Annotated in this window: 20 protein-coding genes; 11 read left to right on the plus strand and 9 right to left on the minus strand. The window is 58.4% G+C overall.

Annotated features, from left to right (window positions below; translation table 11 throughout):
- Positions 1-5: 5 nt before the first annotated feature.
- Positions 6-761, minus strand: coding sequence for a GntR family transcriptional regulator (locus ACQZ6D_RS24740; protein WP_003516768.1), 756 nt, complete (start codon positions 759-761; stop codon positions 6-8).
- Positions 762-1,200: 439 nt separating this feature from the next.
- Here ACQZ6D_RS24740 and ACQZ6D_RS24745 point away from each other — a divergent pair, with 439 nt between their 5' ends.
- The 5 genes from ACQZ6D_RS24745 to ACQZ6D_RS24765 all read left to right on the plus strand — a co-directional run bounded on the left by ACQZ6D_RS24745 (position 1,201) and on the right by ACQZ6D_RS24765 (position 6,704).
- Positions 1,201-2,382 (plus strand): Gfo/Idh/MocA family protein, encoded by a 1,182-nt coding sequence (locus ACQZ6D_RS24745; RefSeq protein ID WP_448730151.1) that lies wholly within the window; start codon positions 1,201-1,203, stop codon positions 2,380-2,382.
- 12 nt (positions 2,383-2,394) lie between these two features.
- Positions 2,395-3,279: a carbohydrate ABC transporter permease gene (locus ACQZ6D_RS24750; protein WP_003516771.1), complete on the plus strand. Its 885-nt coding sequence runs from the start codon at positions 2,395-2,397 to the stop codon at positions 3,277-3,279.
- Positions 3,276-4,133, plus strand: a complete 858-nt coding sequence (locus ACQZ6D_RS24755) for a carbohydrate ABC transporter permease (RefSeq protein ID WP_003516772.1) — start codon at positions 3,276-3,278, stop codon at positions 4,131-4,133. Before ACQZ6D_RS24750 ends, ACQZ6D_RS24755 begins: the two co-directional genes overlap by 4 nt.
- 40 nt (positions 4,134-4,173) lie before the next feature.
- Positions 4,174-5,406, plus strand: coding sequence for an extracellular solute-binding protein (locus ACQZ6D_RS24760; RefSeq protein WP_003516773.1), 1,233 nt, complete (start codon positions 4,174-4,176; stop codon positions 5,404-5,406).
- 185 nt (positions 5,407-5,591) lie between these two features.
- On the plus strand, positions 5,592-6,704 hold the full coding sequence (locus ACQZ6D_RS24765) for an ABC transporter ATP-binding protein (RefSeq protein WP_003516776.1): 1,113 nt from the start codon (positions 5,592-5,594) through the stop codon (positions 6,702-6,704).
- Positions 6,705-6,850: 146 nt separating this feature from the next.
- Here the strand turns inward: ACQZ6D_RS24765 and ACQZ6D_RS24770 are convergent, their stop codons facing one another.
- Positions 6,851-7,336, minus strand: coding sequence for a hypothetical protein (locus ACQZ6D_RS24770; RefSeq protein WP_065703400.1), 486 nt, complete (start codon positions 7,334-7,336; stop codon positions 6,851-6,853).
- 243 nt (positions 7,337-7,579) lie between these two features.
- Between ACQZ6D_RS24770 and ACQZ6D_RS24775 the strand changes: the two genes are divergently transcribed.
- From ACQZ6D_RS24775 to ACQZ6D_RS24800, 6 genes are all read left to right on the plus strand, one after another.
- The gene (locus tag ACQZ6D_RS24775) at positions 7,580-8,443 is read left to right on the plus strand and encodes a MurR/RpiR family transcriptional regulator (protein ID WP_003516783.1); all 864 of its coding nucleotides are present in this window, start codon (positions 7,580-7,582) and stop codon (positions 8,441-8,443) included.
- A 115-nt stretch (positions 8,444-8,558) separates the two neighbouring features.
- Positions 8,559-9,341, plus strand: a complete 783-nt coding sequence (locus ACQZ6D_RS24780; RefSeq protein ID WP_065703402.1) for an SDR family oxidoreductase — start codon at positions 8,559-8,561, stop codon at positions 9,339-9,341.
- A gap of 42 nt (positions 9,342-9,383) precedes the next feature.
- Positions 9,384-11,303 carry a beta-N-acetylhexosaminidase gene (locus ACQZ6D_RS24785; protein ID WP_065703405.1) on the plus strand — a complete coding sequence of 640 codons (1,920 nt, stop codon included), beginning with the start codon at positions 9,384-9,386 and terminating at the stop codon, positions 11,301-11,303.
- 12 nt (positions 11,304-11,315) lie between these two features.
- On the plus strand, positions 11,316-12,749 hold the full coding sequence (locus tag ACQZ6D_RS24790; RefSeq protein WP_065663006.1) for a M81 family metallopeptidase: 1,434 nt from the start codon (positions 11,316-11,318) through the stop codon (positions 12,747-12,749).
- Positions 12,750-12,812: 63 nt separating this feature from the next.
- On the plus strand, positions 12,813-14,018 hold the full coding sequence (locus ACQZ6D_RS24795; protein WP_065703407.1) for an MFS transporter: 1,206 nt from the start codon (positions 12,813-12,815) through the stop codon (positions 14,016-14,018).
- 79 nt (positions 14,019-14,097) lie between these two features.
- Complete coding sequence (locus tag ACQZ6D_RS24800) at positions 14,098-14,838, plus strand: copper homeostasis protein CutC (RefSeq protein WP_025594519.1); 741 nt, start codon at positions 14,098-14,100, stop codon at positions 14,836-14,838.
- On the opposite strand, the gene ACQZ6D_RS24805 is transcribed toward ACQZ6D_RS24800, so the two are convergent.
- The 7 genes from ACQZ6D_RS24805 to ACQZ6D_RS24835 all read right to left on the minus strand — a co-directional run bounded on the left by ACQZ6D_RS24805 (position 14,804) and on the right by ACQZ6D_RS24835 (position 24,486).
- Positions 14,804-15,955: a glycosyltransferase family protein gene (locus tag ACQZ6D_RS24805; RefSeq protein WP_065703409.1), complete on the minus strand. Its 1,152-nt coding sequence runs from the start codon at positions 15,953-15,955 to the stop codon at positions 14,804-14,806. The two genes, ACQZ6D_RS24800 and ACQZ6D_RS24805, sit on opposite strands and share 35 nt — an antisense overlap.
- Positions 15,952-17,199: a glycosyltransferase family 4 protein gene (locus ACQZ6D_RS24810; RefSeq protein WP_065703411.1), complete on the minus strand. Its 1,248-nt coding sequence runs from the start codon at positions 17,197-17,199 to the stop codon at positions 15,952-15,954. The genes ACQZ6D_RS24805 and ACQZ6D_RS24810 overlap by 4 nt, the downstream gene beginning before the upstream one ends.
- Before the next feature lie 43 nt (positions 17,200-17,242).
- Positions 17,243-18,451, minus strand: coding sequence for a glycosyltransferase family protein (locus tag ACQZ6D_RS24815; RefSeq protein WP_003516795.1), 1,209 nt, complete (start codon positions 18,449-18,451; stop codon positions 17,243-17,245).
- Between the two features lie 72 nt (positions 18,452-18,523).
- Positions 18,524-19,699: an ABC transporter permease gene (locus ACQZ6D_RS24820; protein ID WP_003516796.1), complete on the minus strand. Its 1,176-nt coding sequence runs from the start codon at positions 19,697-19,699 to the stop codon at positions 18,524-18,526.
- Positions 19,696-20,694: an ABC transporter permease gene (locus ACQZ6D_RS24825; protein ID WP_003516797.1), complete on the minus strand. Its 999-nt coding sequence runs from the start codon at positions 20,692-20,694 to the stop codon at positions 19,696-19,698. The genes ACQZ6D_RS24820 and ACQZ6D_RS24825 overlap by 4 nt, the downstream gene beginning before the upstream one ends.
- Position 20,695: 1 nt before the next feature.
- Positions 20,696-22,597, minus strand: a complete 1,902-nt coding sequence (locus ACQZ6D_RS24830) for an ABC transporter substrate-binding protein (protein WP_019566081.1) — start codon at positions 22,595-22,597, stop codon at positions 20,696-20,698.
- A complete protein-coding gene (locus tag ACQZ6D_RS24835; protein ID WP_025594512.1) occupies positions 22,594-24,486 on the minus strand; it encodes an ABC transporter ATP-binding protein in 1,893 nt (630 codons plus the stop codon). Before ACQZ6D_RS24835 ends, ACQZ6D_RS24830 begins: the two co-directional genes overlap by 4 nt.
- Between the last annotated feature and the right edge of the window lie 191 nt (positions 24,487-24,677).

Below are 24,677 nucleotides of genomic sequence, written 5' to 3' on the forward strand. Positions count from 1 at the left end.
GTGTTTCAGTCGGAGGTCATCGTCAGTTCGGCGACGAGGTCGTAGGCGTCGCTGCGATAAAGGGCGCGCGATATTTCCATGAGGCGGCCGCTTTCGAGATAGGCCATGCGCTGGACGGAAAGTGCAGCAGACCCGGGGGGAACTCCAAGCAGCATCGTTTCCTCATCCGTAAGGTTGCGCGCGGAGATGCGCTGGATGGCGCGGACGGGGCGAATATCGCTTTTCGCAAGCTCCTGATAAAGCGAGTTTTCCACCAGCTGTGGGTCCGGCAGAATATCGCCCGGCAGGCTCGTGACTTCGAGCGCGATCGGCTGGTCGTTGGCAAGGCGCAGTCGCGTCAACCGGGCAACCATGGCGGATTGGGAAAGGCCGAGAGCCATCATCTCGTCACCGGTCGGGTAAAACAGGCCTCTTTCAAGCCAGCGCGTGCTCGCCACCATTCCCCGGCGGCGCATATCCTCTGTAAACGAGGTAAGCTTGGTCAACGGCTGCTGCATACGGGTGATGGGTTTGACTACAAAGGTGCCCGACCCATGCCTGCGCACGAGAAGTCCGTCGCGAACGAGATCGTCCACAGCCTTGCGCACCGTGACGCGGCTGACGCAGGCGCTTTCGGCAATGTCGCGCTCGGGCGGCAGTGCATCGCCATGTTTGAGTCGGCCGCCATTGATGGCGTCTTCAATCGTCTGACGCAGTTTCAGGTAAAGCGGGCCGCCGCCTCCCGATTGCAGGTCGTCCAGATTAAGCGCTGCCCCGTTCATCCATAACCTCTGTCACAATCGATGTGGCGAATTCCGGCTATACCATATGCGTCACAATCGGCAATACCAAAATAGAACCATTAGTGGATTTGTACGATTAATCGGTGGTTTTTTCGATCATTTGCCGAATAATAAGGCGTCGTGCTTGAAATTTCCGCATTAACCAAAAAAAATTTCCGGCAATTGGAATTGCTATAGACGATTGGCATTTTTTTGGTATTGTTTTTGTATCAGTGGCTGACGGCGCTCTATCTTGCGCCTGTCTCCGCTGGGGAAATCGGTCTCCGGTCCTCACTAGAATTTGCGAGATCGAATTTAACTTGACCGTTATGAAAATTAATTTCATCGTGGCGGAAAATTATCGCAGATATCAGGATAACCAGCACAGAAATGGTTGCTTCTGCGAAAATGAATTACGAATGAACAGGGAACAAAGTTCATGAAGGTGGGAATTATCGGACTCGGATTCCGTCTCGGTTATCTGGGCTACGTTTTTCACGAGATCGACAAGGATTTCGAGATCGTCGGTTATGTCGATCCTGCCCCGGCCGGTCTGCCGGGTCTTGAGGAAAAGGGCATTTCGGCTGGCAAGGCCTATGACAGCCCCGAGGCGCTGATTGCCGGCGAGACATTCGACCTTTTGATGATCGGCTCACCGAACCATATGCATCTGGAGCATATCCGCATCGGGCTTGAAGCCGGTTGCACCATCTTCTCGGAAAAACCCATCGTCGTCAGCATCGAGGAAAGCCTCGAACTCGCCCGGTTGCTCAACAAGCATGGACATGAGCGGCTGCTGGTCGGTCTGGTCCTGCGTTACTCGCCGCTTTACCGCGATCTGCGCGCCGCGCAGGCCGAAGGCAAGCTGGGTGACGTCGTCTCCATCGAGGCTTCGGAACATATCCCGCCCTATCATGGCGCGTTCTTCATGCGCGACTGGCGGCGTTACGAGAACTATTCCGGCTCCTTCATGCTGGAAAAATGCTGCCACGACCTCGATCTCTATAATGGCGTGGTGGGTGCCCGGCCGCGTTTCGTGTCGAGCTTTGGCGGGCGCAAGAGCTTCACGCCTGCAAATGCTCCGCAAAATGACGGCATCAACGACATGGAAGTCTACCATCGCAAGCCGAGCGGCTGGATGGGTTCCGACAAGGTTTTCGACAGCGACGGTGATATCATCGACTACCAGACCGCGATCGTCGAATATGAAAACGGCGCATCGCTCGCCTTCCATACCAATCTGAACGTTCCCGACGATTTCCGCCGTTTCTGCGTCATCGGCGCCAAGGGCATGGCCGAGGGCGATTTCGTGCGCGGCTTCGTGAACGTGCACAATGCCCGCACCAACGAAAAGACCGTTGCCAAGACCTATTCGGCGGCAACCGTGCTCTCCCAGCATTATGGCGCGGATGAGCAGATGGCCGAGGACGTGATCAACCATGTCGTCAAGGGGACGCCCCTGCCGGTTTCCGCGCTCGATGCGATCGAGGCCGGTATTCTGGCGCTCGCCATGGACGAGGCGCGCCATGGCCGCAAGGTGGTCGATCTCAAGCCGGTGTGGGAGGAATATGATCTGGCACTCCACGGGCAGTTGAAGTCGCCCGCCGTGAAATCGGCTTAAGGGGGCGCTGCGATGGATGCGAAACGCAGCGCGGTCATCTTTGCCTGGCTTCTTCTTTTGCCGGCGCTTTTATACATCACTGTTATTGTTGCTTATCCGCTCGTCGATACCTTCATCCTGTCCTTCACGGACGCGTCGTTGAAAAAGACGACGAACTGGGTGGGTTTCATCAATTACGAGAAGATCTTCAACGAGACTTTCGCCGGGGTCATCACGCGGACCTTTATCTGGACGTTCTTTTCCGTCTCGATAAAGATGATCATCGGCACCTTCGGTGCGGTGTTGCTGAATTCGGCCGTTCCCGGTCGGGCCCTGTTTCGCATCCTGACGATGCCGCCATGGATCGTGCCGATGGCTATCGGCATCTTCATGTGGGGCTGGATGTATAACGGCCAGTTCGGCATGATTTCCGGTGTTCTCCAGAACCTTGGCCTGGTGGACGGTCCAGTCGCCTTCCTCGCCTATGGCAGCACGGCTTTCTGGGCGACCATCATCACCGACGTATGGATCGGCGTGCCGATGGTGACGCTTTATCTGCTGGCGGCAATTCAGGCCATTCCGCAGGATCTTTACGAGGCAGCCTGGACCGACGGCGCCAGCCGCACCTACCGCTTCCGCCGCATCACGTTGCCGCTGATGCTGCCGGCCATGATTACCATGTCGATGATCTCGCTGATTTCGACCTTCAATTCCTTCGACATCATCTGGATCCTGACACAGGGCGGACCGACGGGCCAGACGACGACCATGATCATCGACACCTACAAGACGGCGATCGGTTCCTACAAATACGGTGAGGGCGCGGCGCGTGCAGTGCTGATCTGCATCTTCCTGTCCATATTCACCTACTTCTACTTCCGCATCACCAGCCGTATCTCGCAGGAGACCAGCCGATGACCGACAAAAATGCGATGATCAACCGTTACAGATGGTATGAGATCGTCGGGATTTATTGCGGCATCGCCGTATTCCTGACCTTCGTGCTGGCGCCGTTTGTCGAAGGGTTTCTGGTTTCGCTGAAACCGCTCAGCCTGCTTTTTTCGTCACCGTATAAGTTTTGGCCGGAAAACGGCTCCTTCGAAGCTTACCGGACCATGTGGGTCAGCGTTCCCGGCTTTGCCCGCTACGTCTTCAACTCCTTCTTCATCTCGACGATATCGACGATCATCGTTCTGCTTCTGGTGGTGCCGGCGTCCTATGCTTTCGCGCGGTTCCAGTTTCGCGGTCGCGGGCAATTGCTCGGCGCGTTTCTTGCGATCAACATGTTCTCCGGTGCGGTGCTTCTGATCCCGCTTTACCGGCTGATGCGCAATATGGGCGTCCTGAACACCTATCTGGCGATGATCATTCCCGGCGCCGCCTTTTTGATCCCCACTGCCATCTGGCTTTTGCGAACCTACATGCTGCGTATTCCGCGCGAACTGGAAGAGGCGGCCTATGTGGACGGCGCGAGCTATTTCTATACCTTCCGCCGGGTGATCCTGCCGCTTGCGATGCCTGGCATCGCCGTCGTGTCCATCACCACCTTCATCGGTGCTTATGCGCAGCAGTTCATCTTCGCGCTCACCTTCAATTCCAAGACCGAATATATGCCGCTGCCCATCGGCCTGTTTGCCTATTTCGGTCGTCAGGAAGTCGTCTGGAATGAGTTGATGGCGGCCAGCTTCGTCGGCATTGCGCCGGCCATGGTCGTCATCTTCTTCATGCAACGCTATCTCGTCAGCGGGCTTACCGCCGGCGCGGTGAAATAATCAACAATAGGAACGACCACCAGAAAACGGGAGACTATCTATGGCACTGAAACATTACGGATTGGCGCTTTGCGCCTTCGCATTTGCCGGTTCCACTGCCCTTGGCACGGTGGCGGCACACGCCGCCGACAAGGAGATCAGCTGGATCTATTGCGGCGACAAGATGGACCCCATCCATGAAAAATACATCAAGGAATGGGAAGGCAAGAATGCCGGCTGGAAGGTCGTTCCTGAAGTCGTCGGCTGGGCGCAGTGCCAGGACAAGGCAACCACGCTCGCAGCCGCCGGCACTCCGGTCGCCATGGCCTATGTCGGTTCGCGCACGCTGAAGCAGTTCGCACAGAACGACCTCATCGTTCCGGTGCCGATGACCGAAGACGAAAAGAAGACCTATTATCCTAACATCGTCGACACGGTTACCTTCGAGGATACGCAGTGGGGCGTGCCCGTCGCCTTCTCGACCAAGGCGCTCTATTGGAACAAGGACCTCTTCAAGCAGGCCGGTCTCGATCCGGAAGTGCCGCCGAAGACCTGGGCTGAAGAGATCGCCTTTGCCAAGCAGATCAAGGAAAAGACCGGCGTCGCCGGTTATGGTCTGCCCGCCAAGACCTTCGACAACACCATGCACCAGTTCATGCACTGGGTTTACACCAATAACGGCAAGGTCATCGACGGCGACAAGATCACCGTCGACAGCCCGCAGGTTCTTGCAGCTCTGAAGGCCTACAAGGACATCACGCCTTACTCCGTCGAGGGTCCGACGGCCTACGAGCAGAACGAAATCCGCGCCATCTTCCTCGATGGCAAGGTTGGCATGATCCAGGCGGGATCGGGTGCTGCAACCCGCCTGCAGGAAACCAAGATCAACTGGGGTATCGCAACCCTGCCGCTCGGCCCTGAAGCCAAGGGTCCCGGCACGCTGCTCATCACCGACAGCCTCGCAATCTTCAAGGGAACCGGTGTCGAAGAAAAGGCGACCGAATTCGCCAAGTTCATCACCTCTCCCGGCCCGCAGGGCGAATACGAACTGCAGGGCGGCGCTGGCCTGACCCCGCTTCGTCCGTCGCCGAAGGTTGATGAGTTCATCGCCAAGGACCCCTTCTGGAAGCCGCTGATCGACGGTATCGCCTATGGCGGTCCCGAGCCGCTCTTCACTGACTACAAGGGCTTCCAGGACACGATGATTGAGATGGTGCAGTCTGTCGTTACCGGCAAGGCGACACCGGAAGATGCCGCAAAGAAGGCATCTGCCGCTCTCGAGCAGTACAAGTAATCCACATTTATACGGTTGCGGGCGCAGGTCGCCCGCAACCTCATAATTCGTTGCGAGAATACCCGCCGCTATGACGGCAGGAGCTTCTCGTGTGTTTTAACGGTTCCGATAAGGCGCGATTTTTCCGTGTCGCGGAACGTCTCTGAACGCAGCCTGATGTCGGCTGGTGACGGGAGAGGCAAGTTTTGGGTCAGCTTTATCTCAACAACGTCCGCAAGAACTATGGACATTTCGAAGTCATCAAGGGCGTTCAGCTCGACATCAGGGATGGCGAGTTCGTCGTTTTTGTCGGCCCCTCGGGATGCGGTAAATCCACATTGCTGCGCATGATCGCCGGCCTTGAGGATATTTCCGCCGGCGACATCGTCATCAACGGCGTGAAGGTCAATGACTTGCCGCCGGTTAGACGCGGCATCGCCATGGTGTTCCAGTCCTATGCGCTCTATCCGCATATGACGGTTTTTGAAAACATCGCTTTTCCCCTCCGAGTCGAAAAGATGGAAGAGGGCAAGATCAAGGAAAAGGTGGAGGCCGTCGCCAAGATCCTGCAACTCGACCAGCGCCTGCAGCAGCGTCCCGGCATGTTGTCCGGCGGCCAGCGCCAGCGTGTAGCGATCGGCCGCGCCATCGTTCGCGAGCCGAAGATATTCCTGTTCGACGAGCCGCTTTCCAACCTTGACGCCGCACTTCGCGCCGACATGCGTATCGAGCTCACCAATCTGCATCGGACGCTGAAGGCGACGATGATCTACGTGACGCATGACCAGGTGGAAGCCATGACCATGGCTGACCGCATCGTGGTGCTGAATGCGGGCGAAATCTCCCAGGTCGGCGCGCCGCTGGAACTTTACCACAAGCCCGCAAACCTGTTCGTCGCCGGTTTCATCGGCAATCCGAAAATGAATTTCCTGAAGGTCACCTGCAAATCCGTCAGCGCCGATGGTGTGACCGTGGAGTATGAGGGCCAGACAATCACCGTGCCGGTGGAGCCGCGCGCCGGTCTTGAAGGCACGCAACTGACGCTCGGCATTCGCCCGGAACACACCGGTCTCGAAACGGCCGACCTGAATATCAAGGTCGCGCCCAGCGTTATCGAGCGGCTGGGTGTGAATACGATCGCTTATGGCGTCGCGCCCACGGGTGAAAATTATTGCGCGCTTCTTTCCGGTTCTGCGCCTGTTGTCGTCGATGAAACCATCGTCACCGGTATCAAGGCGTCGGATTGCCATCTGTTTGATGAAAGCGGCACATCGCTCGAACGGCGTGTCGATCTTTCTGTCCTCAAACTGATACAATAAAGGGCGGGAACCGGGCCATGAAATCTGTCTCGCCATGCCCGGTTTTCTGCGACGCTATCGGTTTTCAGCGGTCTTCGTCTTCCAGACGAAAAAGCAACGCCGGGCTTTCGGCCCGGCGTTCAAAACCGTCTCGCAGGTCCGCTGGATCACGGCATGGGATTGGGCATGTATCCGGTGAAACCGCTGATTTTCCAGCGGCCCTCATGCAGTCGGCAATAATAGAGCGTCTGCCATTTCATGACGTCGAAGCTGCCATCGGCCTTGCGAAGCCCGCCGTCGAACTTCTTGCGAACCAGCGCGGTCTCACCTTCCACTTCGATTTCTTCCAGCGTGGTGGTGGTGAAGATCGCATTGCGCGGGTCTTCAGCCAATTGCTGGGTCTGGAAATCCTGCGCCTGTCGCAGCCATTCGTCGCGATAGGCGTCAAGCGAGGGGAAGGACAGGCGCCAGTTGTCCGGGTTTGCATCCCGGTTGGCGTTGATGCCGAGAAAGCCGTCCTTTACGAAATCATCCGCGACTTTCGACCAGTCGGCAGTGAGGAAGGCGTCGATATCCCGCGTTACCAGCATGTCCCAGATGGAGTGGCGGGCGACGTCTGTTTCGGGAAAAGGGTTTTTGAATGGGTCGCGCATGATTCAGGTCCGTTGTTGAAATTATTTTCAAGATTTGGATATTTCTCTGGCGAAGATTGTTGGCATATGCTCATCCCGCAATCAACAGAGAAAATAATTTTCAGATCAAAGGTGTCCGGCGTGTCGTCAACGGGGCGAAACATGGTCGATTCATGGGTGTGTACGGTTGACGGGCGTCTCGGATTAAGGTGCATCGGAAACGGGGCCAAGCCTTAAGTTTTGGCGGAACGGAGACCGGTGAGCATGGATATTTTCGCAAAGATTCAAGACGACAGGGGACAGTTCTCGCAATCGGAGCGGCGGATCGCCGATATTCTGGTTTCGGACTTCGAGTTTGCGGTCAATGCATCGATCATCGAGCTTGCCGCCCGCGCCGAGGTTTCCCCGCCAACCGTGACGCGGTTCTGCCGCCGTCTGGGTTGCCAGAGCTTTTCGGATTTCAAGGTCAGCCTTGCCAAGACCGCTTATGTCGGCATCCGCTACCTCACCTCGGAACCGACAAGCACAGGCCCGTCGGACGTCGCCGAGGAAGTGCTTGCCAAGGCGCAGGAGGCGCTTTTCCTGCTGCACAAGACGCTCGATCCCGCCCTCGCCGACGAAGCGGCCGTCCGGATTGCCAATAGCGGCATGATCTACGCGTTTGGAGCCGGTGGTAATTCCTCGATGATCGCCTCGGAAATTCAGAACCGGCTGTTTCGCCTTGGCCTGCGCGTTTCGACCAGCGCCGATCACAGCATGCAATTGATGATGACTGCCGCTGCGCGGAAGGAAGACGTCATCATCGGATCCTCCTTTTCCGGCCGCAACATGGAATTGGTGAAGTGCTTCAGGCTGGCGCGGGAAATGGGGGTCACCACCATCGCGCTGACCCAGAGCGATACGCCCGTCGCCTTGGCCGCCGATATGGTGGTGGCCGTCAACGTGCCTGAGGGAAACAATATCTTCCGCCCAACATCATCGCGTTATGCCTATCTGGCGGCGGTTGATGTTCTGGCGACGCTAGCTGCCTATCACCACCGGCAGCGGTCGATGGTGACCCTGCGGCACATCAAGCAGCAGCTTGTGGAGCATCGTGATCCGGACGACCGGCAATTGCTGGGTGACTAGAGCATTTCCAGTGAGCCGCGTAGCGGTTTCACGCCCGGAAAATGCATAAAAACAAAGATGTAGAGCGGCTTGACCTCAAAACCCGCTCTGGAAAGCCTCGAAGGAGTAGCATGACATGCAGGACAGGAAAGACCAGGTCGCCGTCGTAACGGGCGCGGCGGGCGACATCGGCCGGGCAATTGCCGCGGCGCTTTCTGAAAGCCACGCGAAGGTGGTGTTGGTCGATATCGATCCCGACGCCCTTTCCAATGCGCTTTCCCTGCTTTCCGGTTCCGCCTTCGTTTCGAAAACCTGCGACGTCACCGATCCGCAGGATCTTGCAAGGCTGGCCTTGGAGGTTGGGGAGCTGGGTGATGTCGCGACCCTCGTCAACAATGCTGGTGCTGCAAGGGCCGTCAGCCTGCACGACACGACCGCAGAGATATGGCGCAAGGACAATGCCCTTAACTTGGAAGCACCGTTTCTCTGCTTCAGGGCTTTCGAGGACGCGCTTAAGCGCACGCAAGGGTCTGTCATCAATATCACCTCCGTCAACGGCATGGCTGTGTTCGGCCATCCCGCCTATAGCGCGGCAAAGGCAGGCTTGATCCATCTGACGAAGCTGATCGCTGTCGAATACGGTAAATTCGGCATCCGTTCCAATGCTGTTGCTCCAGGAACCGTGCGCACGCAGGCTTGGGAAGCGCGGGCGGCAGTCAATCCTCAGGTCTTCGAGGAAGCGAAGCACTGGTATCCGTTGCAGCGCATCGTGAGGCCTGAGGATGTCGCCAACGCCGTCGCTTTTCTAGCCGGGCCACAGGCAGCGGCCATCAGCGGCGTGTGCCTGCCGGTGGATTGCGGCCTGACGGCAGGGCAGGCGCCGCTCGCCCGCACTTTCTCACAATCCGAACACTACTGACCGAAGTCCTCTCGGGCTTGAAGCACAATAAAGGGGAGCATCATGGCGCTCGCACAATTTCGTCTCGAAAACTCATGGCATCCGCTCGACGATTCCGCATCGGGTGGCTTCACCTTCACCCTGTTCAATCTTTCCAGCGAGCCGGTGAAGGATTTCCGGATCGTCTATACGTCGCTGACGCGGACCATCGACAAGCCCGTCTGCGGCAATGCCGTCTATCTGCGCCGCAATGCCAATTTCCATGAATTTGCGCCGCCAACGGGTTTCGTGCTCGAAGCCGGGAAATCGTGGCGTTTCACCGTTGACGGCCTGCTCAGGCCTGCCCGCCATCGCACAGACGGTGCGAAATCCGCCTATATCAGCCTTGCCGACGGCACACATCGCGCGGTTGATGTCGCTGACCTGATGCTTGACGGGCGCCATAGCGAGCCGGCGCCAGCCCTGCTTCCTGAAGGAAAGCTCGATCTGCCCTTCGCCATCCAGCCCTGGCCTGCGGAAATCGATGCCGCGCCGGGCGAAGACTTTCCCGTCGCACTCTTCCCGACGGAAGAGGCAGGCAAGGAAGAAGTGCTTGCGGTGGAAACTGTTTCGTCGCTGTTCCGCAGGCTTTTTGCCGTTGGTCACGTGCCTTTCAGCCTCGCGCCTGTTCATGAGGGCAAACCGCTTCGTTTCAAGCAACATAGCGGTCTGGAAGCTGAAGGTTATCGCCTGTCTTTCTCTGATGACGCCGTCGTCGTGGAATATTCGGCCGCTGCAGGTCTGCAATACGGCCTGACTGTGCTCGCGCAATTGCTGCACGGCGCGCGCACCGATACCAAATTCCGTTTCCCGGTTTCCGGCACCATCGCCGATGCGCCGCGTTACAGCTGGCGCGGTTGCCATCTGGATGTCTCGCGACAATTCTATCCGGCCGGTGATGTCGTGCGGCTGATCGACATTCTTGCATGGCTGCGCATGAACCGGTTCCATTGGCACCTGACGGATGACGAAGCTTGGCGTCTCGAAATCAAGGCTTACCCGCTGCTGACGACAGTCGGCGCGACGCGCGGCCCGGATGCGCCGCTTCTGCCGCAGCTCGGCAATGGGGCTGAGCCGGTTTCCGGTTATTACACGCAGGATGATGTTCGCATGGTCGTCGCGCATGCGGCGGCACTGAACATCGAAATCGTGCCGGAGGTCGATATTCCCGGCCACAGCACGGCAGCTCTCGTTGCCTATCCGGAGCTGACGGATGGGCAGGAAGCGCCGGACAGCTATCGCTCCGTACAGGGCTATCCCAACAATGCGCTCAATCCCGCCATCGAGCCGACCTATGAATTCCTTGGCAAGATATTCGACGAGATGGTGGAGCTTTTCCCCTCGCGGCTGATCCATATCGGCGGCGACGAGGTAGCAGATGGCTCCTGGCTTGCCTCGCCGCTTGCCAAGTCGTTGATGGAAAAGGAAGGCCTCGACGGCACCTTCGGTGTCCAGTCCTATTTCATGAAACGTATTCAGGGGATGCTGCATGAGCGCGGCCGCCAGCTTGCCGGCTGGGACGAAGTTTCGCACGGCGGCGGCGTCGATCCCTCGGGAACATTGCTGATGGCCTGGCAGAAGCCGGAAGTTGGCCTGGAGCTTGCAAAGCAGGGCTACGACGTCGTGATGACGCCGGGACAGGCCTATTATCTCGACATGGTGCAGGATGAAGCCTGGCAGGAGCCGGGCGCAAGCTGGGCCGGCACCGTTCCGCCGTCGCACACATATGCTTACGAGGCAGTCGGTGAGTTTCCCGAGGAATTGAAGGAGCGAATGAAAGGCGTTCAGGCCTGCATCTGGTCCGAGCATTTCCTCAATCGCGCCTATTTCAACCATCTGGTTTTCCCGAGGCTGCCCGCCATTGCCGAAGCGGCGTGGACGCCGAAAGCGCAGAAGGACTGGCTGCGTTTCTCCGCCATCGTCCGCTTGAGCCCGGTCTATTGAGAGGAAGGCGAGATGCGTATTGCCGTTGGTGGAATTCATACCGAATGCAGCACCTATTCGCCGGTGCTGATGCGTCAGGAAGATTTTCGCGTCTTTCGCGGCGCGGAGTTGCTGGAAGCAGAGTATTTCAATTTCCTCGGCGAAGGCGGAGCGGAAGTGTTGCCGCTTCTGCATGCGCGGGCGGTGCCGGGTGGTCCCGTGTCGCGCGCGGCCTATGATGTGTTCAAGCAGGAATTCTTGGAGCGTCTCAAGGCTTGCCTGCCGCTCGACGGGCTTTATCTCGCCATGCATGGCGCGATGAATGTCGAGGGAATGGACGATGCGGAAGGGGACTGGATTTCCAGCGCCCGCGCCGTAGTCGGACCGGATGTGATCATTTCCGCCAGCTACGACCTGCACGGCAATGTCAGCCAGTCGATCATCGACCAATTGGATATTTTCGCCGGCTACCGAACTGCGCCGCATATCGATGTGCGCGAGACGATGGTGCGGGCGTGGACGATGCTCATCAAGGCTCTGAAAACGGGCGAGAAGCCCGGTGTGGCATGGGCGAAAATCCCCGTTCTCCTGCCGGGTGAAAAAACCTCCACGGAAGATGAACCGGCCAAAAGCCTCTATGCCGTCTTGCCGGACTACGACGCGCGGCCCGGCATTTGGGATGCGAATTTCATGATCGGCTACGTCTGGGCCGATGAACCAAGGGCGACGGCCTGCGCTGTCGTTACCGGGACGGACAGAGAGGCCGCGCAGGCGGTCGCCTCGGAGATTGCGCAATCCTACTGGAATGCCCGACAGGATTTCCGTTTCGGTCCCGTGACCGAACCGCTCGAGGTCATCATGGATATTGCGGAAAAAACAACAACCGGGCCGATCATTCTGGCGGATTCCGGCGACAATCCGACCGGCGGCGGGGTGGGCGATCGCGCCGATGTTCTGGCGGCGTTGATTGCGCGCAATTGGCAGGGCGCGTTGATCGGCGGCATCACCGACAGGCCAGCGGTCGAGGCTTGTTTTGCGGCGGGCGAGGGCGCGGCGCTTTCCCTGAAGATCGGCGGCAGTCTCGATCCCGAAAGCCCTTCCATCACTGTCGAAGCCAAGGTCCTGAAACTGGACGATCCAGGTGCTTCCGATCAGCGGCAAGCGGTAGTCGTCATCGATGGCATTACCGTCATTCTGGCTGCAAGGCGCAGGCCCTATCACATGATCGCGGATTTCACCCGTCTGGGCTTCGATCCGAAGGCGGTAAGGCTGCTGGTCGTCAAGTCAGGTTATCTTTCGCCGGAGCTTGCGCCCATCGCCAATCCTAATCTCATGGCGTTGACGGAGGGGGTTATCAATCAGGATATCGAAAACCTCCCCAATCGCCGCCGGGATGGCGATTTTTACCCATGGAAACCGCATTTCAACTATATCCCGAAACCCATCCTTTCGGCCCGCTGGCGATGACAGCGGTTCGATAGCATTTCATTCAGCGATCCGGCCGTGCCGGATCATCTCAGGCGAACCTTCATGCCGTCGGCTCTTTCCATCGTTTTCAACAATCCGTCGATCCGCATCGGGGCGCTCGCCATCCTGTTCTTCGGATTTTCGAATGCCGCCACCGCCCCCTATCAGGCGGTGATCGGCATTCGCGAAATCGGGCTCAGCAACACCGTCTATTCCCTACTGATGCTGTTTGCCGCCATCATCAATGTCAGCGCCAGCGTCCTGATGGGCATCGTTGCAGACCGGCTCGGCGAATATCGCAAACCCATGCTGCTGATCGCGCTTTTCGGCGTCAGCGGCTATTTGCTGGTTTATCTTGTTGGCAATGCCACCGCCTTCGTGACCGCGAAGCTGCTGCTCCTGCCGATTTTCGGGGCAATGAACTCTCTGATTTTCGCGCATGTGCGCGCCGATGCCCGCAATCTTTCGACGGGCGACATGATCGCCGTGAATTCGATCATGCGGGCCACGATTTCGCTTTCATGGGTGCTGGTGCCTGGTATCGTCGGTATTTTTCTGGTAAATTCCGGCAATATGCTGATGGCTTTCCTGTTTTCAGGCATCTGCGCGCTTATCTGCTTTCTGCTTGTCGCTTTCTGCCTGCCGCGCACGGCGACGCCGGCATCGGTGAACACGCAGGCACGCTTCGGTGTCCGCGCTTCACTTGCGGAAATCGGGGAGCGACGGGTGCTGCTGCGGATCATCGCCATCGCGCTCATCTGCTCGATGCTGCATCTCAATGATTCCATCCGCTCGCTCATCATAACGGGTCAGGCAAAGGGAACGGTCGCGGATATCGGTATCGTCGCTGGCATCGTTGCCGCGCTGGAAATCGTCTTCATTCTGCTGTGGGGCTGGATCGAAAAAAAGGTGCCGCAAACACTGACCCTTGCGGCGGGAGCGGGGCTTTATGCCATCTACCTCATCCTGCAGGGTCTCGCGACGGCACCTTGGCATATCTACGCGCAGACCTTGATCAGCGCGCTCGGCGCAGCCGCCATCATCAGTATCCCGATCACCTATCTGCAGGAACTGATTGCGGATCGGCCGGGGCTTGGAAGCTCGCTGATTGCCGTCAACATCTTCCTCGGCGCGGGCTTGGGTGCGCTGATTTTTGCCGTCGGCACGCTCGTCACGAGCTATTCAGGCACTTCAATCCTGGGAGCGATTGTGGGTCTCGGCGGCGTTTACATGCTCTACGCGCTTGATGGGAAGGGCCGCCGCAGGTAGAGCGTCGGACCGAAAAGTGTGGGCGGTTTTCGGATAAGCCGGCGCGAAAACACGGCATGTTCAAAAGAAAGAGGTTACGATGATTCTCGAGATTTGCGTGGACGACGTGGCCGGTCTGGAAGCGGCGGTCAGGGGTGGGGCCGACCGAATAGAACTTTGCGCGGCATTGTCCGGTGGCGGTGTGACGCCGTCTGCGGGTTTCATGCACCGGGCGGCGGCCTACGCCCTGCCGGTGAGCGTGATGATCAGGCCGCGCGCCGGGGATTTCGTGTTCACGCGCGACGAAGCCGATGTGATGAAACGCGATATCGATGCGGCGCGCGCGGCGGGGCTTTCCGGCGTGGTGCTCGGTGCCTCGCTTGGCGATGGCTCGCTTGATATTCCCCTGCTCGAAGAACTGCGCCGCCACGCCGACGGGCTCGATATGACGCTGCACCGGGCGATCGACGTTGTTCCCGACATGGATGAAGCATTGGAGGCCGCTATCGCGCTGGGGTTCCCGAGAATTCTGACCTCCGGGGGCGCGCGTTCGGCGCTTGAGGGCATCGAGACCTTGGCGCGATTATCCGAGCTTGCCGCCGGGCGGATTGTCATCATGCCGGGGGCCGGGGTGCGTCCACCCGTCGTGCAGACATTGCTGGACCGCTTTCCCATTACGGAGATCCACGCATCCTGTTCCGCCATTCCGTTTTACGATCCGGAAAGCCGGGTGGCGAAACTCGGTTTCACCGGCGCGGGGCGCAAGGGCACGGATGAAGAGGCCGTTCGAGAGTTAAAGGCGATCCTCACCGCTCATCAAAAAGGCGGCGCAAAGCTCTAGCCGTTCCTGCGGCGCCATCGAGATCGAGGTGGATCACGTCCGGTCCCGGCAGGGCCAATGCCGCCCTGATGGCATCGGCCATGGATTGCGCAGAGATTTCCTTCTCTTCCAGAACCTGTGCCAGTCCCAGCCGCGCCAGCCGTTCGGCGCGGGCGCTCTGTTCCGTTTCGCCATCGGCCGCAAACGGGATCAGAAGCGAGCGGCATTTTGCCTGTAGAATATCGCAGACGGTGTTGTAACCGGCCTGCGAAACCGAAAGCCGTGCGCCGGCAAGCAGGCTTGCGAAATCCTTGCGGAAGCGGAAGATGGACACATTTTCGGGCGCCTGCGCCGAGATCGCATCGAAATCTGCCTGCGGCATGTTGGGGCCGGTTATGAGGCACCAGCTTTTGATCTCTTCCAGCAGAGGCGATGCCTCAAGTGCGGCCCGGATAAGGGCTGCACCAACGGCACCTCCGCCAGCGGAAACGACGATATCGAATTTTTCCGCCGGTTCCGGCGATGGCAGCGGCGCGACGAGGCCGGTATAGACAACGCGCTGGCTGATTTCGCCGGCAAGGGGAAAGGTCTCCTCCAGCCGGACGAAATCCGGATCTCCGTGGACCAGCACCGCGTCGAAATGTTTCTTCACCAGCGACACGGTTTCTTCGTCCCGGCCGGGTTTGGTTTTTTCCTGCAGAATATCGCGCAGCGACGTCATGACGAGCGGGCGTGGTTCACTGTCCTCGATCTCGTGCAGAAGCGGCAGCAATTCGAAACGCACCTGCCTGCGGCCGAAGGGGAAGGCCTCTATGATGACGATATCCGGCTTTGCGCCGTGATAAGCGCCGATCAGCATATCCGTTCGCAGCTTCTTGAAGTCGTCATCGACCGGTTTGCCGGAACTATCGACAAGGCCGGAAAAGCTGCCGTCGCTAACGGCGATCGGCGGCAATTCGACATGGCGGATGCCTTCGCCCGGAAAGCCGGGAACCGGGGTGCCACCTGTCACCAGAACGACATCGAAACCATCAGCCTGAAGGGCATTGGCAACGCGGCTGGCGCGGGCGATATGGCCGATGCCCAGAAGGTGCTGGACGTAGAAGAAAACGGAAGGGCGCTTTTCCGTATCGGTCATGGCGTTTTTTCCCACTCGGTTTCGAACAGCGTCTTCAACTCGGCAATGCTGGTGCGGTTGTCGAAGGCGGTTCGCACACGGTTTTCCGCCGCACTACCCAGACGCTCACGCAATTGTGGATCGGTAATCGCCGTGCGCAGAGCCTCGGCGAAGGCAACCGGATTTTCGGGCTCCGTCAGCAGGCCGTTTTCACCGTCCACGAAGAATTCCGGAATGCCTGATATATTGGTGGAAATGCAGGTCAGCGCCTGGCTGGCGGCCTCGACCAGCACATTGGGAAGACCGTCGCGGTCACCATCGCTGGTGATGCGGCAGGCAAGGGCGAAGAGGTCGGCCTCGCGGTAATTCTCCAGCACCTGTTTCTGTTCCATGGCGCCGGTCCAGACGATCCTGTCGGCGATGCCAAGCTCGTCGGCGAGTTTTTTCAACCCGGCAAGTTCGTCGCCGCCACCGATATGGGTGAAACGCCAATGGATGTCCTGTGGAAGCGAGGCCAAAGCCTGCAACAGAATATCGATGCCCTTTTTCTTGACGGCCCGTCCAACACTCAAAATCCTGACTGGATCATGAGCGTCCGATCCATCTCTTTGCGGACGCGGCGTGTCGAAATGCGGGAAGCGGGTGAGATCAAGACCGTGATAGCTCAAATGCACATTCTGTTTGACGCCGGAAAGGGTGCGAAGATGCTGAAAGCCGCTTGCGGTGCAGGTCACGGCCCAGCGGGCGCTTTCCAGCTTTGCGGCAAGGTCCCGGTCGCTGGAGGTCCAGATATCCTTGGCGTGGGCCGAAATCGTCCAGGGCGTGCCGGTGATAAGATGGGTATAGGCGGCGACCGAGGCGGGTGTGTGGATGAAGTGGACATGCAGCCACCCGGCATCTACAGGCCATTCGTGCGCCAACACGGCCGCCTGCCCGAAACGGCGGAAGCGGTTGCGGCTGAGATCATGCGGCAGATCGCTGAAAAACCGACGCAGCGCCTTGGTGAAGCCTGGCTTTTTGCGGCATGCCCACAGGGCCTTCAGCACGCGGATGGGCTCGTCATGCAGATATTCCGGCAGGTAGGTCACGGGTGCGCGGATTTCATCGTGAACGGGGTGGCGTTTTTTATCCGTCGGGCGGCGCATGGACATGAGTTCCAGCTTAAGGCCAGCCTTTTCAAGCCCCAGAAGTTCCTGGGCGATGAAAGTCTCGGACAGGCGCGGATAGCCCTTGAGGAGCACCACGATTTTTTTTGTGTCGGTCACGTTGCGCGTGTCTCTTTTGAAGCGGTGGTTGTCGGGGAGCCGGTCACGCCGTCAGCGTTATTGGCACCTTGTCGCCCTCGGGCGGCAGCCATTCGGCTATCCGTTTCGAAATGTTTTCCAGACCATCGAGCTTCAGGTCCTGCGAATTGACGGAAGGCGGCGCGCGATTCGGCAGCGCTTTAAGAGCTGCCGCCATTTTTGCCGGATTCTCGGCATCCTCAGGTAAAAGCATGTCGAAAAGGCCGAGCTCCGACGCGCGGCTTGCGCGGATAAGCTGCTCCTCTCTCGGCACCGTGCGCGGCACGACGAGGGCAGGCTTGTCGAACGACAATATCTCGCAGACGGTGTTGTAGCCGCCCATCGACACGACGGCCTGAGCGCCGGCAACGAGGTCTTCCATGCGGTTGTCGAATTCGATGATCTCGATGTACGGAATATCGGCAACACTGCTCATGAATCGCTGGCGCTGGTCTGCCGGCATGTAAGGGCCAAGCACCACGAGCGCCTTGTGTGTCAGTTCGCTATCATGACGGTAGGCGTTGATGACGTCATCGATCAATTCGCTGCCGTCACCGCCGCCGCCAGTGGTGATGAGAAGATAGTCGCCCTCCGGCCGGTGCGCCACGGTTTCCGCCTGCGTTTTGGAGCGTTGCAGGAAGCCGACGAAATCCATCTTGTCGCGAACGGTCTGGGGAACGTCGAGCCCCGTCAAGGGGTCGTGGAAGTCCGGCGGGCCATAAATCCAGACGTGGTCATAGAACTTGCCGATCTTGGTCATCACGTCATTGCGCTTCCACTCCGCTTCAAGCAGCTGCGGTGCATCCATGACGTCACGGAGGCCGATGACAAGCTTGGTTCCCTGTCCCTTGAGATACGCAAGCGTTTCCTCCACCTCGCCACGAAGACCCATGGGCTCCTTGTCGACGATGAAGATATCCGGCTGGAAGCTTTCGGCAGTGTGATAGATGATGGAGCGGCGCATCTTCAGTGTTTCCTGAAGATCGATATGCCGGTCCATGGAGGTGTATTCGCCGTTGCGCAGCTTGATGACGCTCGGGATTTTCACGAAATCGACACGAGCGCGATAATCGAAGGCGCCGGCGATAGTCGCGCCCGAAATGATAAGCACGTTGAGGCCGCGATAATCCTCCACCAGCGCGTGAGCGATCGTGCGACAGCGCCGCAAATGTCCGAGGCCGAAGGAATCGTGGCTGTACATGAGGATGCGTGCGTCGTTCAGACGGGAGGTCATCGGCCACACCTCTTTTTGCCTTTCCCAAAAAAGGCGATGGCGGAAGAGCAGTTTATCAAGGCGTGTTCCATTTTATCTGAAGGGATCCGCAGCATCACGTAGTCCGTCACCGAAGAAATTAAAGGCCAGAATGACGAGAACAACCGGAATCGTCGGGATGAGAAGCCACGGATATAGCGCAATGACGCTGACGCTGCGCGCCTCCGTGAGCAGAATTCCCCAACTTGTGATCGGCGGCCTGAGGCCGAGACCAAGGAAGCTCAGCGCGGTTTCGCCGAGAATCATGCCCGGTATCGTCAGCGTCGCCGAGGCGATCAGATGTGACATGAAGCCGGGGATAAGGTGCCTGCCGATGATGCGCGGTGTGCCGGCGCCCATCAGTTGTGCAGCCAAAACATAGTCTTCCTCGCGCAATGCCAGCAATTTGGAGCGCACGGCGCGCGCCAGTCCCGTCCAGTCCAGCATGCCGAGAATGATGGTGATGCCGAGATAGACGAGGATCGGACTCCAGGTCACCGGCATGATTGCTGCGAGTGCGAGCCACAGCGGAATGCTCGGAATGGATTGCAGGACTTCGATGATACGCTGGACGATGAGATCGAAAGTGCCGCCGCGATAACCTGCAAGTCCGCCGATCACAATGCCGAGAACGAAGCTCATGGCGACACCGAGAAGGCCGATCGTCAGAGAGATGCGCGCGCCGTAGATGATTCGCGACAGCACGTCTCGTCCAAGCCGGTCGGTGCCGAGCAGGAACATTTCACCACCTTCGGCCGGACATACGAGGTGGGTTCTAGCCTCGATCATGCCCCAGAAATGATAGGTATCGCCCTTGCAGAAGAAACGCAGCGGCTGGATATCCGTCGGCACATCCCGGTAGACGCGCCGCAGATTGTCCATGTCGAGCGTCATTTCCCGACCATAGACGAAAGGCCCGACAAATTTTCCGTCATTGAAAAGGTGAATGGCCTGGGGTGGGGCGTAGATATGCTCGATATTGCGGGTGTGAAGATTGTAAGGCGCGAGGAACTCGCTGATCAGGATCGAAAGATAAAGCACCACCAGAAAGGCGCCGGACCAGACGGCGATCTTGTGCTGGCGGAACTGCCACCACATGAGCCGCAGCTGCGACGCCTTGCTGAAGGCCGCCATTCCGGACGTATTGGGTTCGATGAGCGACGGGTCGAACGGCGCCGTCGAAACGTAGTGGGGCAGCGCTTCGCCGGATGTCGGGATGGATGAAGTCATTTGACGTTACCACCTCCGAAGCGGATTCTCGGGTCAAGTATGGCAAGGGCGATATCCGACACAAGAACGCCGATCACCGTGAGGAAAGCAAGGAACATCAGGAAGGAGCCGGCCAGGTACATGTCCTGGCTTTGCAGCGCCCGGATGAGCATCGGACCGGTTGTTTCGAGTGACAGCACGACGGCGGTGATTTCCGCGCCTGATATGATGGCGGGCAGGATCGAGCCGATGTCCGAGATGAAGAAATTCAGCGCCATGCGCAGCGGATATTTGATCAGCACTTTGAAAGGGTGAAGCCCCTTGGCGCGGGCGGTTACGACATATTGTTTCTGCAACTCGTCCAAGAGGTTGGCGCGCAGGCGGCGGATCATGCCGGCCGTGCCCGCCGTTCCGATGATGAGGACGGGTATCCAGATATGTTCGAGAATCGATTTGAACTTTGGCCAGCTCATCGCCTGGTTCAGATATTCCCGATCCATCAGATGGCCGATGGAGATACCGAACCAGATATTGGCGAAATACATCAGGATCAGCGCCAGCATGAAGTTGGGGATGGCGATGCCAAGCAGACCGAGGAAGGTCAGGCCGTAGTCGCCCCAGCTATATTTGTGCGTGGCGGAGTAGATGCCGATCGGGAAGGCAAGAATCCAGGTGACGATGATGGTGACGAAGGACACCAGAACCGTCAACCACAGACGGTCTCCCACAACCTCGTTTACCGGGAGCTGATATTCGAAAGAATAACCGAAATCGCCAACCAGCATGCCGGTTGCCCAGCGGAAGTAACGGATCGGCGCCGGCTGGTCGAAGCCATAGCGGACGCGCAACTCCTCGATTTCGGCAAGGTTTGCGGTCTCGCCCATGGCGCGCAGTTCGGCGACGTAGCTTTCGAAATAATCGCCCGGCGGCAATTCGATGATGGTGAAGACCAGCATCGAGATCAGGATCAGCGTTGGGATCATGACGAGGATGCGCTTGAGAATATACCGCAGCATATCAGGCGTCTCCGTCATACCAGAAGGCATCCGGCATGTAGATGCCGAGATACGATGTGGGTTCAAAGCCGAAAAGCGCCTTTTCCGGCACGTTTCGCATGCGTTTGACATGGACGACGGGTTGCAGCGCGCCGTTGACGATGCCGATGGAAAATACCTGCTGCGTGTAGATACCAAGCATTTCCAGCCAGATTGCCTCGCGCTCTTCCTCGGTGACGCTTCGGCGCCATTTTTTCAGGAGATCGAGCAGATGCGCTGCTTCCGGCAGGTCAGGCTCCTTGCCCTCGCGCCCGCCGGACAGATAGTGGATGCCCCAGACCGGCCATTGCAACTGGTCGTCGCCGGTGGGCGCAAGGCCCGAAGGCAACATGTCGGGGGTCGGCACGCCATTGTCCATGCCCATCCACACCGACATCAGCACCTCGCCGCCCATGGCACGCTTGCGGAAGACATCGCGCTGGGTCGGGCGGACCGAAACCGCAATGCCGATATGCCGCCAGTGGTCCGTGACCAGTTCCATCACGTCCGTTTCGAGCGTGCTTTCGCCTGTGGTCTCGACGATGATATAGGCTGGACGGCCGTCCGGCAGAAGCCGGTAGCCGGCGCTGTCGCGCTTATCGAGACCTGCTTCGTCAAGCAACCTGTTGGCCATCGCCCGGTCGAAGGCACTCCAGGCCTCGGCAAATTCCGGTCGGTAAAGCGGGCTTTCCGGCAAGACGGTGTCGGCGCTTTCCTTGGCCAGCCCGTAAAAGCAGACCATGTTGATTTCGTGCCGGTTTATAGCGAGCGACATTGCGCGGCGCACGCGCACGTCCTGGAAACAGCTCCGCCATACAGGATCGGCGCAGTTCAGATTGGGCAGAAGCGCAATGCGCGACCCTTGAGAGCGTTTGTAGAGGTTCACCTTCAGAGGAAAGCGCTTTTCGGCATCCTTCAGGAAGGTGTAGTCGGCGAAATCGAGGCCGAAATATTGCAGATCGCTGTCACCCGACGCCGTCTTGGCCGAGATGATGTCGGAGGAGGTGACGTTCAGCAGGAACCGGTCGAGATAGGGCAGTTGAAGGCCGTTTTCGTCGACACGGTGATAATAGGGATTGCGTTCGAAAACGAACTGTTCGGCCGGTGGCGAAGTCGTATTGCGCCAGGCGTCCAGCGTCGGCAGAGCGGGATTTTCTGGACGGACCTGCCGCGACATCTTGATATGCAGACCGCTCCAGTCATCCGCCTTGTTCTTCTTGATGAGCTTGGCGAGGTTTTCCGCGGTCTGATATTTGATGTGGAACTGCTTCATATAGGCGGCGGGCAGGAAAAGCCGCGCGGGCGATGCTGCTGCGAGCTTTGCCAGAAAATCGGGGTTCGGACCTTCCCAGGTATAGCGCACCGTCAGCCGGTCAATGACTTCGATCTGGGGAGGATTGTTGTTGACCAGCAGTTCGATTGGCGGGCCGCCCTTGTGAATTTCCTTGTTGAGAGCAACATCCTCCCAGAAATACCGGAAATCCTCGGAGGTTAAATCGCTGCCGTCGGACCATTTGTGGCCTTCTCGCAGCTTGAAGGTGAAGATGCGTTCGTCCTGAACGTCGTAGCTTTCCAGAATGTCGGGATGAAGCTCGAATTTTTCGTCGTAACCAACCAGGCGGGCATAGTTGCTGATGGGCATAAGCCGGATATCGCGCTGGCCGCCGATCAGCATGCGCACGGAACCGCCGTGTTTTCCGGGCTCCCGGCCGAGCGCCTTCATATCGATGACGCGCGGGTTTTTCGGCAAGCGCTCGGCAATATCAGGCAGCTCACCTTTTTCCCTCTTTTCCTTGAAGTAGGCGGGGTCGGTATAGGCAGCGCGCGCATAGGTCGGCAAAAAGACGGAGGCCATCAAGGCAAGGGTGGTGCGGCGCGTAATCACGAGCGAAGCTCCCTGATGTCGGCATTGCCATTTGCGAGAACGAAATGGCCATCGCCAAGATCGGCAGAGATCATTTCGCCGTCACCCTCGTCGCGGAATTGCTTGCCCCAGTCGAACTTGCCCGTCGCGCTGATCTTGCCGATGGTGCGGAAATCGAGCGGACGGTCGAGATCGGGAAAAGGCACGGCCGCCAGCAACGATTTTGTATAGGGGTGAACCGGAGAGCGCATCATGATTTCCCGCGGCGCCAGCTCGACGATGCGGCCCTCGCACATCACCGCCACGCGGTCCGCCATGTAATCCACCACCGCCAGATTGTGCGAGATGAAGAGGTAGGTAAGTCCGAGGTCCTTCTGCAAATCCTTGAGCAGGTTGAGGATTTGCGCCTGCACCGAGACATCTAGGGCAGAAACGGGTTCGTCGCAGATCAGCAGTTCGGGACCCAACGCCAGGGCTCTGGCAATGCCGATACGCTGCCTCTGGCCGCCTGAGAAACTGTGCGGATAACGGTTCAGCGCGCTTTCTCCAAGGCCGATTGCCTTGACGAGATTACGGACTTTTTCCGCGCGGTATTTCGCATCGCCCCGTCCATGGATTTCAAGTGGCTCGCTCAAAATATTGCGCACGGTCATGCGCGGTGAAAGCGATGAGATCGGGTCCTGGAAGACCATCTGTATCTTCGACCGCAATTCCTTTAGATCGCCGTCCCTAGCATTGAGGACGTCGATATCGCCCTGCGGCCGGTGAAATGTCACGGAGCCTTCATCCGGGCGAACGGCGCGCATGAGGATTTTGCTGACGGTTGTCTTGCCGCTGCCGCTTTCGCCGACGAGGCCAAGGCATTCTCCCCGGCGGATTTCAAAACTGACGCTGTTCACCGCCTTGGTGGCATTGGCATCGCGGCGGCTGAACCAGCTGGACTTCCGGGTCGTGAAGGTCTTGCTGATATTCTCCACGGTCAAGAGCGGGCCGGGGGTCTTGTTCACTGCGGCGGTCTTCTTGCCGACAAGGCTTTCGTGGTCGACGGTGATCTCACGAAGCGCCTTCAGCCTCTCACCCGGCTTCATGTCGAAATGCGGCACGGCGGCCATCAGGCCCTTGAGATAGGGGTGGCTCGGTGCCTTGAAAATATCGTCGACCGTTCCGGCTTCCATGATCTCGCCCTGATAGATCACGGCAACCTCGTCGGCGATGTTTGCCACCACGCCGAGATCGTGGGTGATGAGCAGCATGCTCATGTTCAGCCGGCTCTGGAGATCGCGCAGGAGTTTGAGGATTTGCGCCTGTATGGTTACATCAAGAGCCGTCGTCGGTTCGTCGGCGATCAGAAGCGCGGGGCGACAGATCAGTGCCATGGCGATCATGGCGCGCTGGCGCATGCCGCCCGACAATTCGAAGGGATACATGTTCACGACCTTCTTCGGGTTGGAAAACCCTACAAGGTCGAGCGTCTCATACATTTTTTCCGCGCGCTCGGCCGGCGACAGGATGCTGTGGATTCTCAGCGCTTCGTCAATCTGGTTGCCGATCGTATGCAACGGCGAAAAAGACGTCATGGGTTCCTGAAAAATCAGCCCGATGCGATTTCCGCGTATAGCGCGGATTTCCCGGCCGTCCTTCGGCAGTTGCAGCAGATCGACGGGGCCGGCTGCGGCATTTGCGGGATCGGTAAACAGCACGCGGCCGTTCACGCGCGCCGTCTTGGGGTGGATGCCCATGATGGTCTGGCCGATGACGGATTTTCCGGAGCCGGATTCTCCGACAAGCGCGGTCACTTTTCCCGGAAGAATGCGAAGGCTGGCACCCCTCACGGCGTCAATCGTGCCACCCATAAGAGAAAACGAGACCCGCAGATTTTCAATACGGAGCAAATCTGCGCCTGCGCTCATGCTAAAGGGTTCCTTGCCGTCTCTCTTTATCGTTGTCTTGTGACAATTTGCTCAGGAGGGCTTAAAGGCACGTTATCGTAGGGTTTGTTGTCTGTCTATGCCTCTGAAACATCGAATTGTTTAGCAAATTCAAAGCCGGCTTCCAAATTGCAATGGCTTGCCTGATGGCTTGTGTTTGGCGATATGTTAAC

The organism is Agrobacterium sp. 22-3639C2 (genome assembly GCF_053522105.1).

Excerpts from the sequence above, each read along its gene's own strand:
- ACQZ6D_RS24740 (WP_003516768.1), bottom strand. The coding sequence starts at position 761 with ATGAACGGGGCAGCGCTTAATCTGGACGACCTGCAATCGGGAGGCGGC.
- ACQZ6D_RS24775 (WP_003516783.1), top strand. The coding sequence starts at position 7,580 with ATGGATATTTTCGCAAAGATTCAAGACGACAGGGGACAGTTCTCGCAA.
- ACQZ6D_RS24835 (WP_025594512.1), bottom strand. The coding sequence starts at position 24,486 with ATGAGCGCAGGCGCAGATTTGCTCCGTATTGAAAATCTGCGGGTCTCG.
- ACQZ6D_RS24755 (WP_003516772.1), top strand. The coding sequence starts at position 3,276 with ATGACCGACAAAAATGCGATGATCAACCGTTACAGATGGTATGAGATC.
- ACQZ6D_RS24750 (WP_003516771.1), top strand. The coding sequence starts at position 2,395 with ATGGATGCGAAACGCAGCGCGGTCATCTTTGCCTGGCTTCTTCTTTTG.
- ACQZ6D_RS24820 (WP_003516796.1), bottom strand. The coding sequence starts at position 19,699 with ATGACTTCATCCATCCCGACATCCGGCGAAGCGCTGCCCCACTACGTT.
- ACQZ6D_RS24785 (WP_065703405.1), top strand. The coding sequence starts at position 9,384 with ATGGCGCTCGCACAATTTCGTCTCGAAAACTCATGGCATCCGCTCGAC.
- ACQZ6D_RS24760 (WP_003516773.1), top strand. The coding sequence starts at position 4,174 with ATGGCACTGAAACATTACGGATTGGCGCTTTGCGCCTTCGCATTTGCC.
- ACQZ6D_RS24745 (WP_448730151.1), top strand. The coding sequence starts at position 1,201 with ATGAAGGTGGGAATTATCGGACTCGGATTCCGTCTCGGTTATCTGGGC.
- ACQZ6D_RS24800 (WP_025594519.1), top strand. The coding sequence starts at position 14,098 with ATGATTCTCGAGATTTGCGTGGACGACGTGGCCGGTCTGGAAGCGGCG.
- ACQZ6D_RS24805 (WP_065703409.1), bottom strand. The coding sequence starts at position 15,955 with ATGACCGATACGGAAAAGCGCCCTTCCGTTTTCTTCTACGTCCAGCAC.
- ACQZ6D_RS24770 (WP_065703400.1), bottom strand. The coding sequence starts at position 7,336 with ATGCGCGACCCATTCAAAAACCCTTTTCCCGAAACAGACGTCGCCCGC.
- ACQZ6D_RS24815 (WP_003516795.1), bottom strand. The coding sequence starts at position 18,451 with ATGACCTCCCGTCTGAACGACGCACGCATCCTCATGTACAGCCACGAT.
- ACQZ6D_RS24825 (WP_003516797.1), bottom strand. The coding sequence starts at position 20,694 with ATGCTGCGGTATATTCTCAAGCGCATCCTCGTCATGATCCCAACGCTG.
- ACQZ6D_RS24790 (WP_065663006.1), top strand. The coding sequence starts at position 11,316 with ATGCGTATTGCCGTTGGTGGAATTCATACCGAATGCAGCACCTATTCG.
- ACQZ6D_RS24795 (WP_065703407.1), top strand. The coding sequence starts at position 12,813 with ATGCCGTCGGCTCTTTCCATCGTTTTCAACAATCCGTCGATCCGCATC.
- ACQZ6D_RS24780 (WP_065703402.1), top strand. The coding sequence starts at position 8,559 with ATGCAGGACAGGAAAGACCAGGTCGCCGTCGTAACGGGCGCGGCGGGC.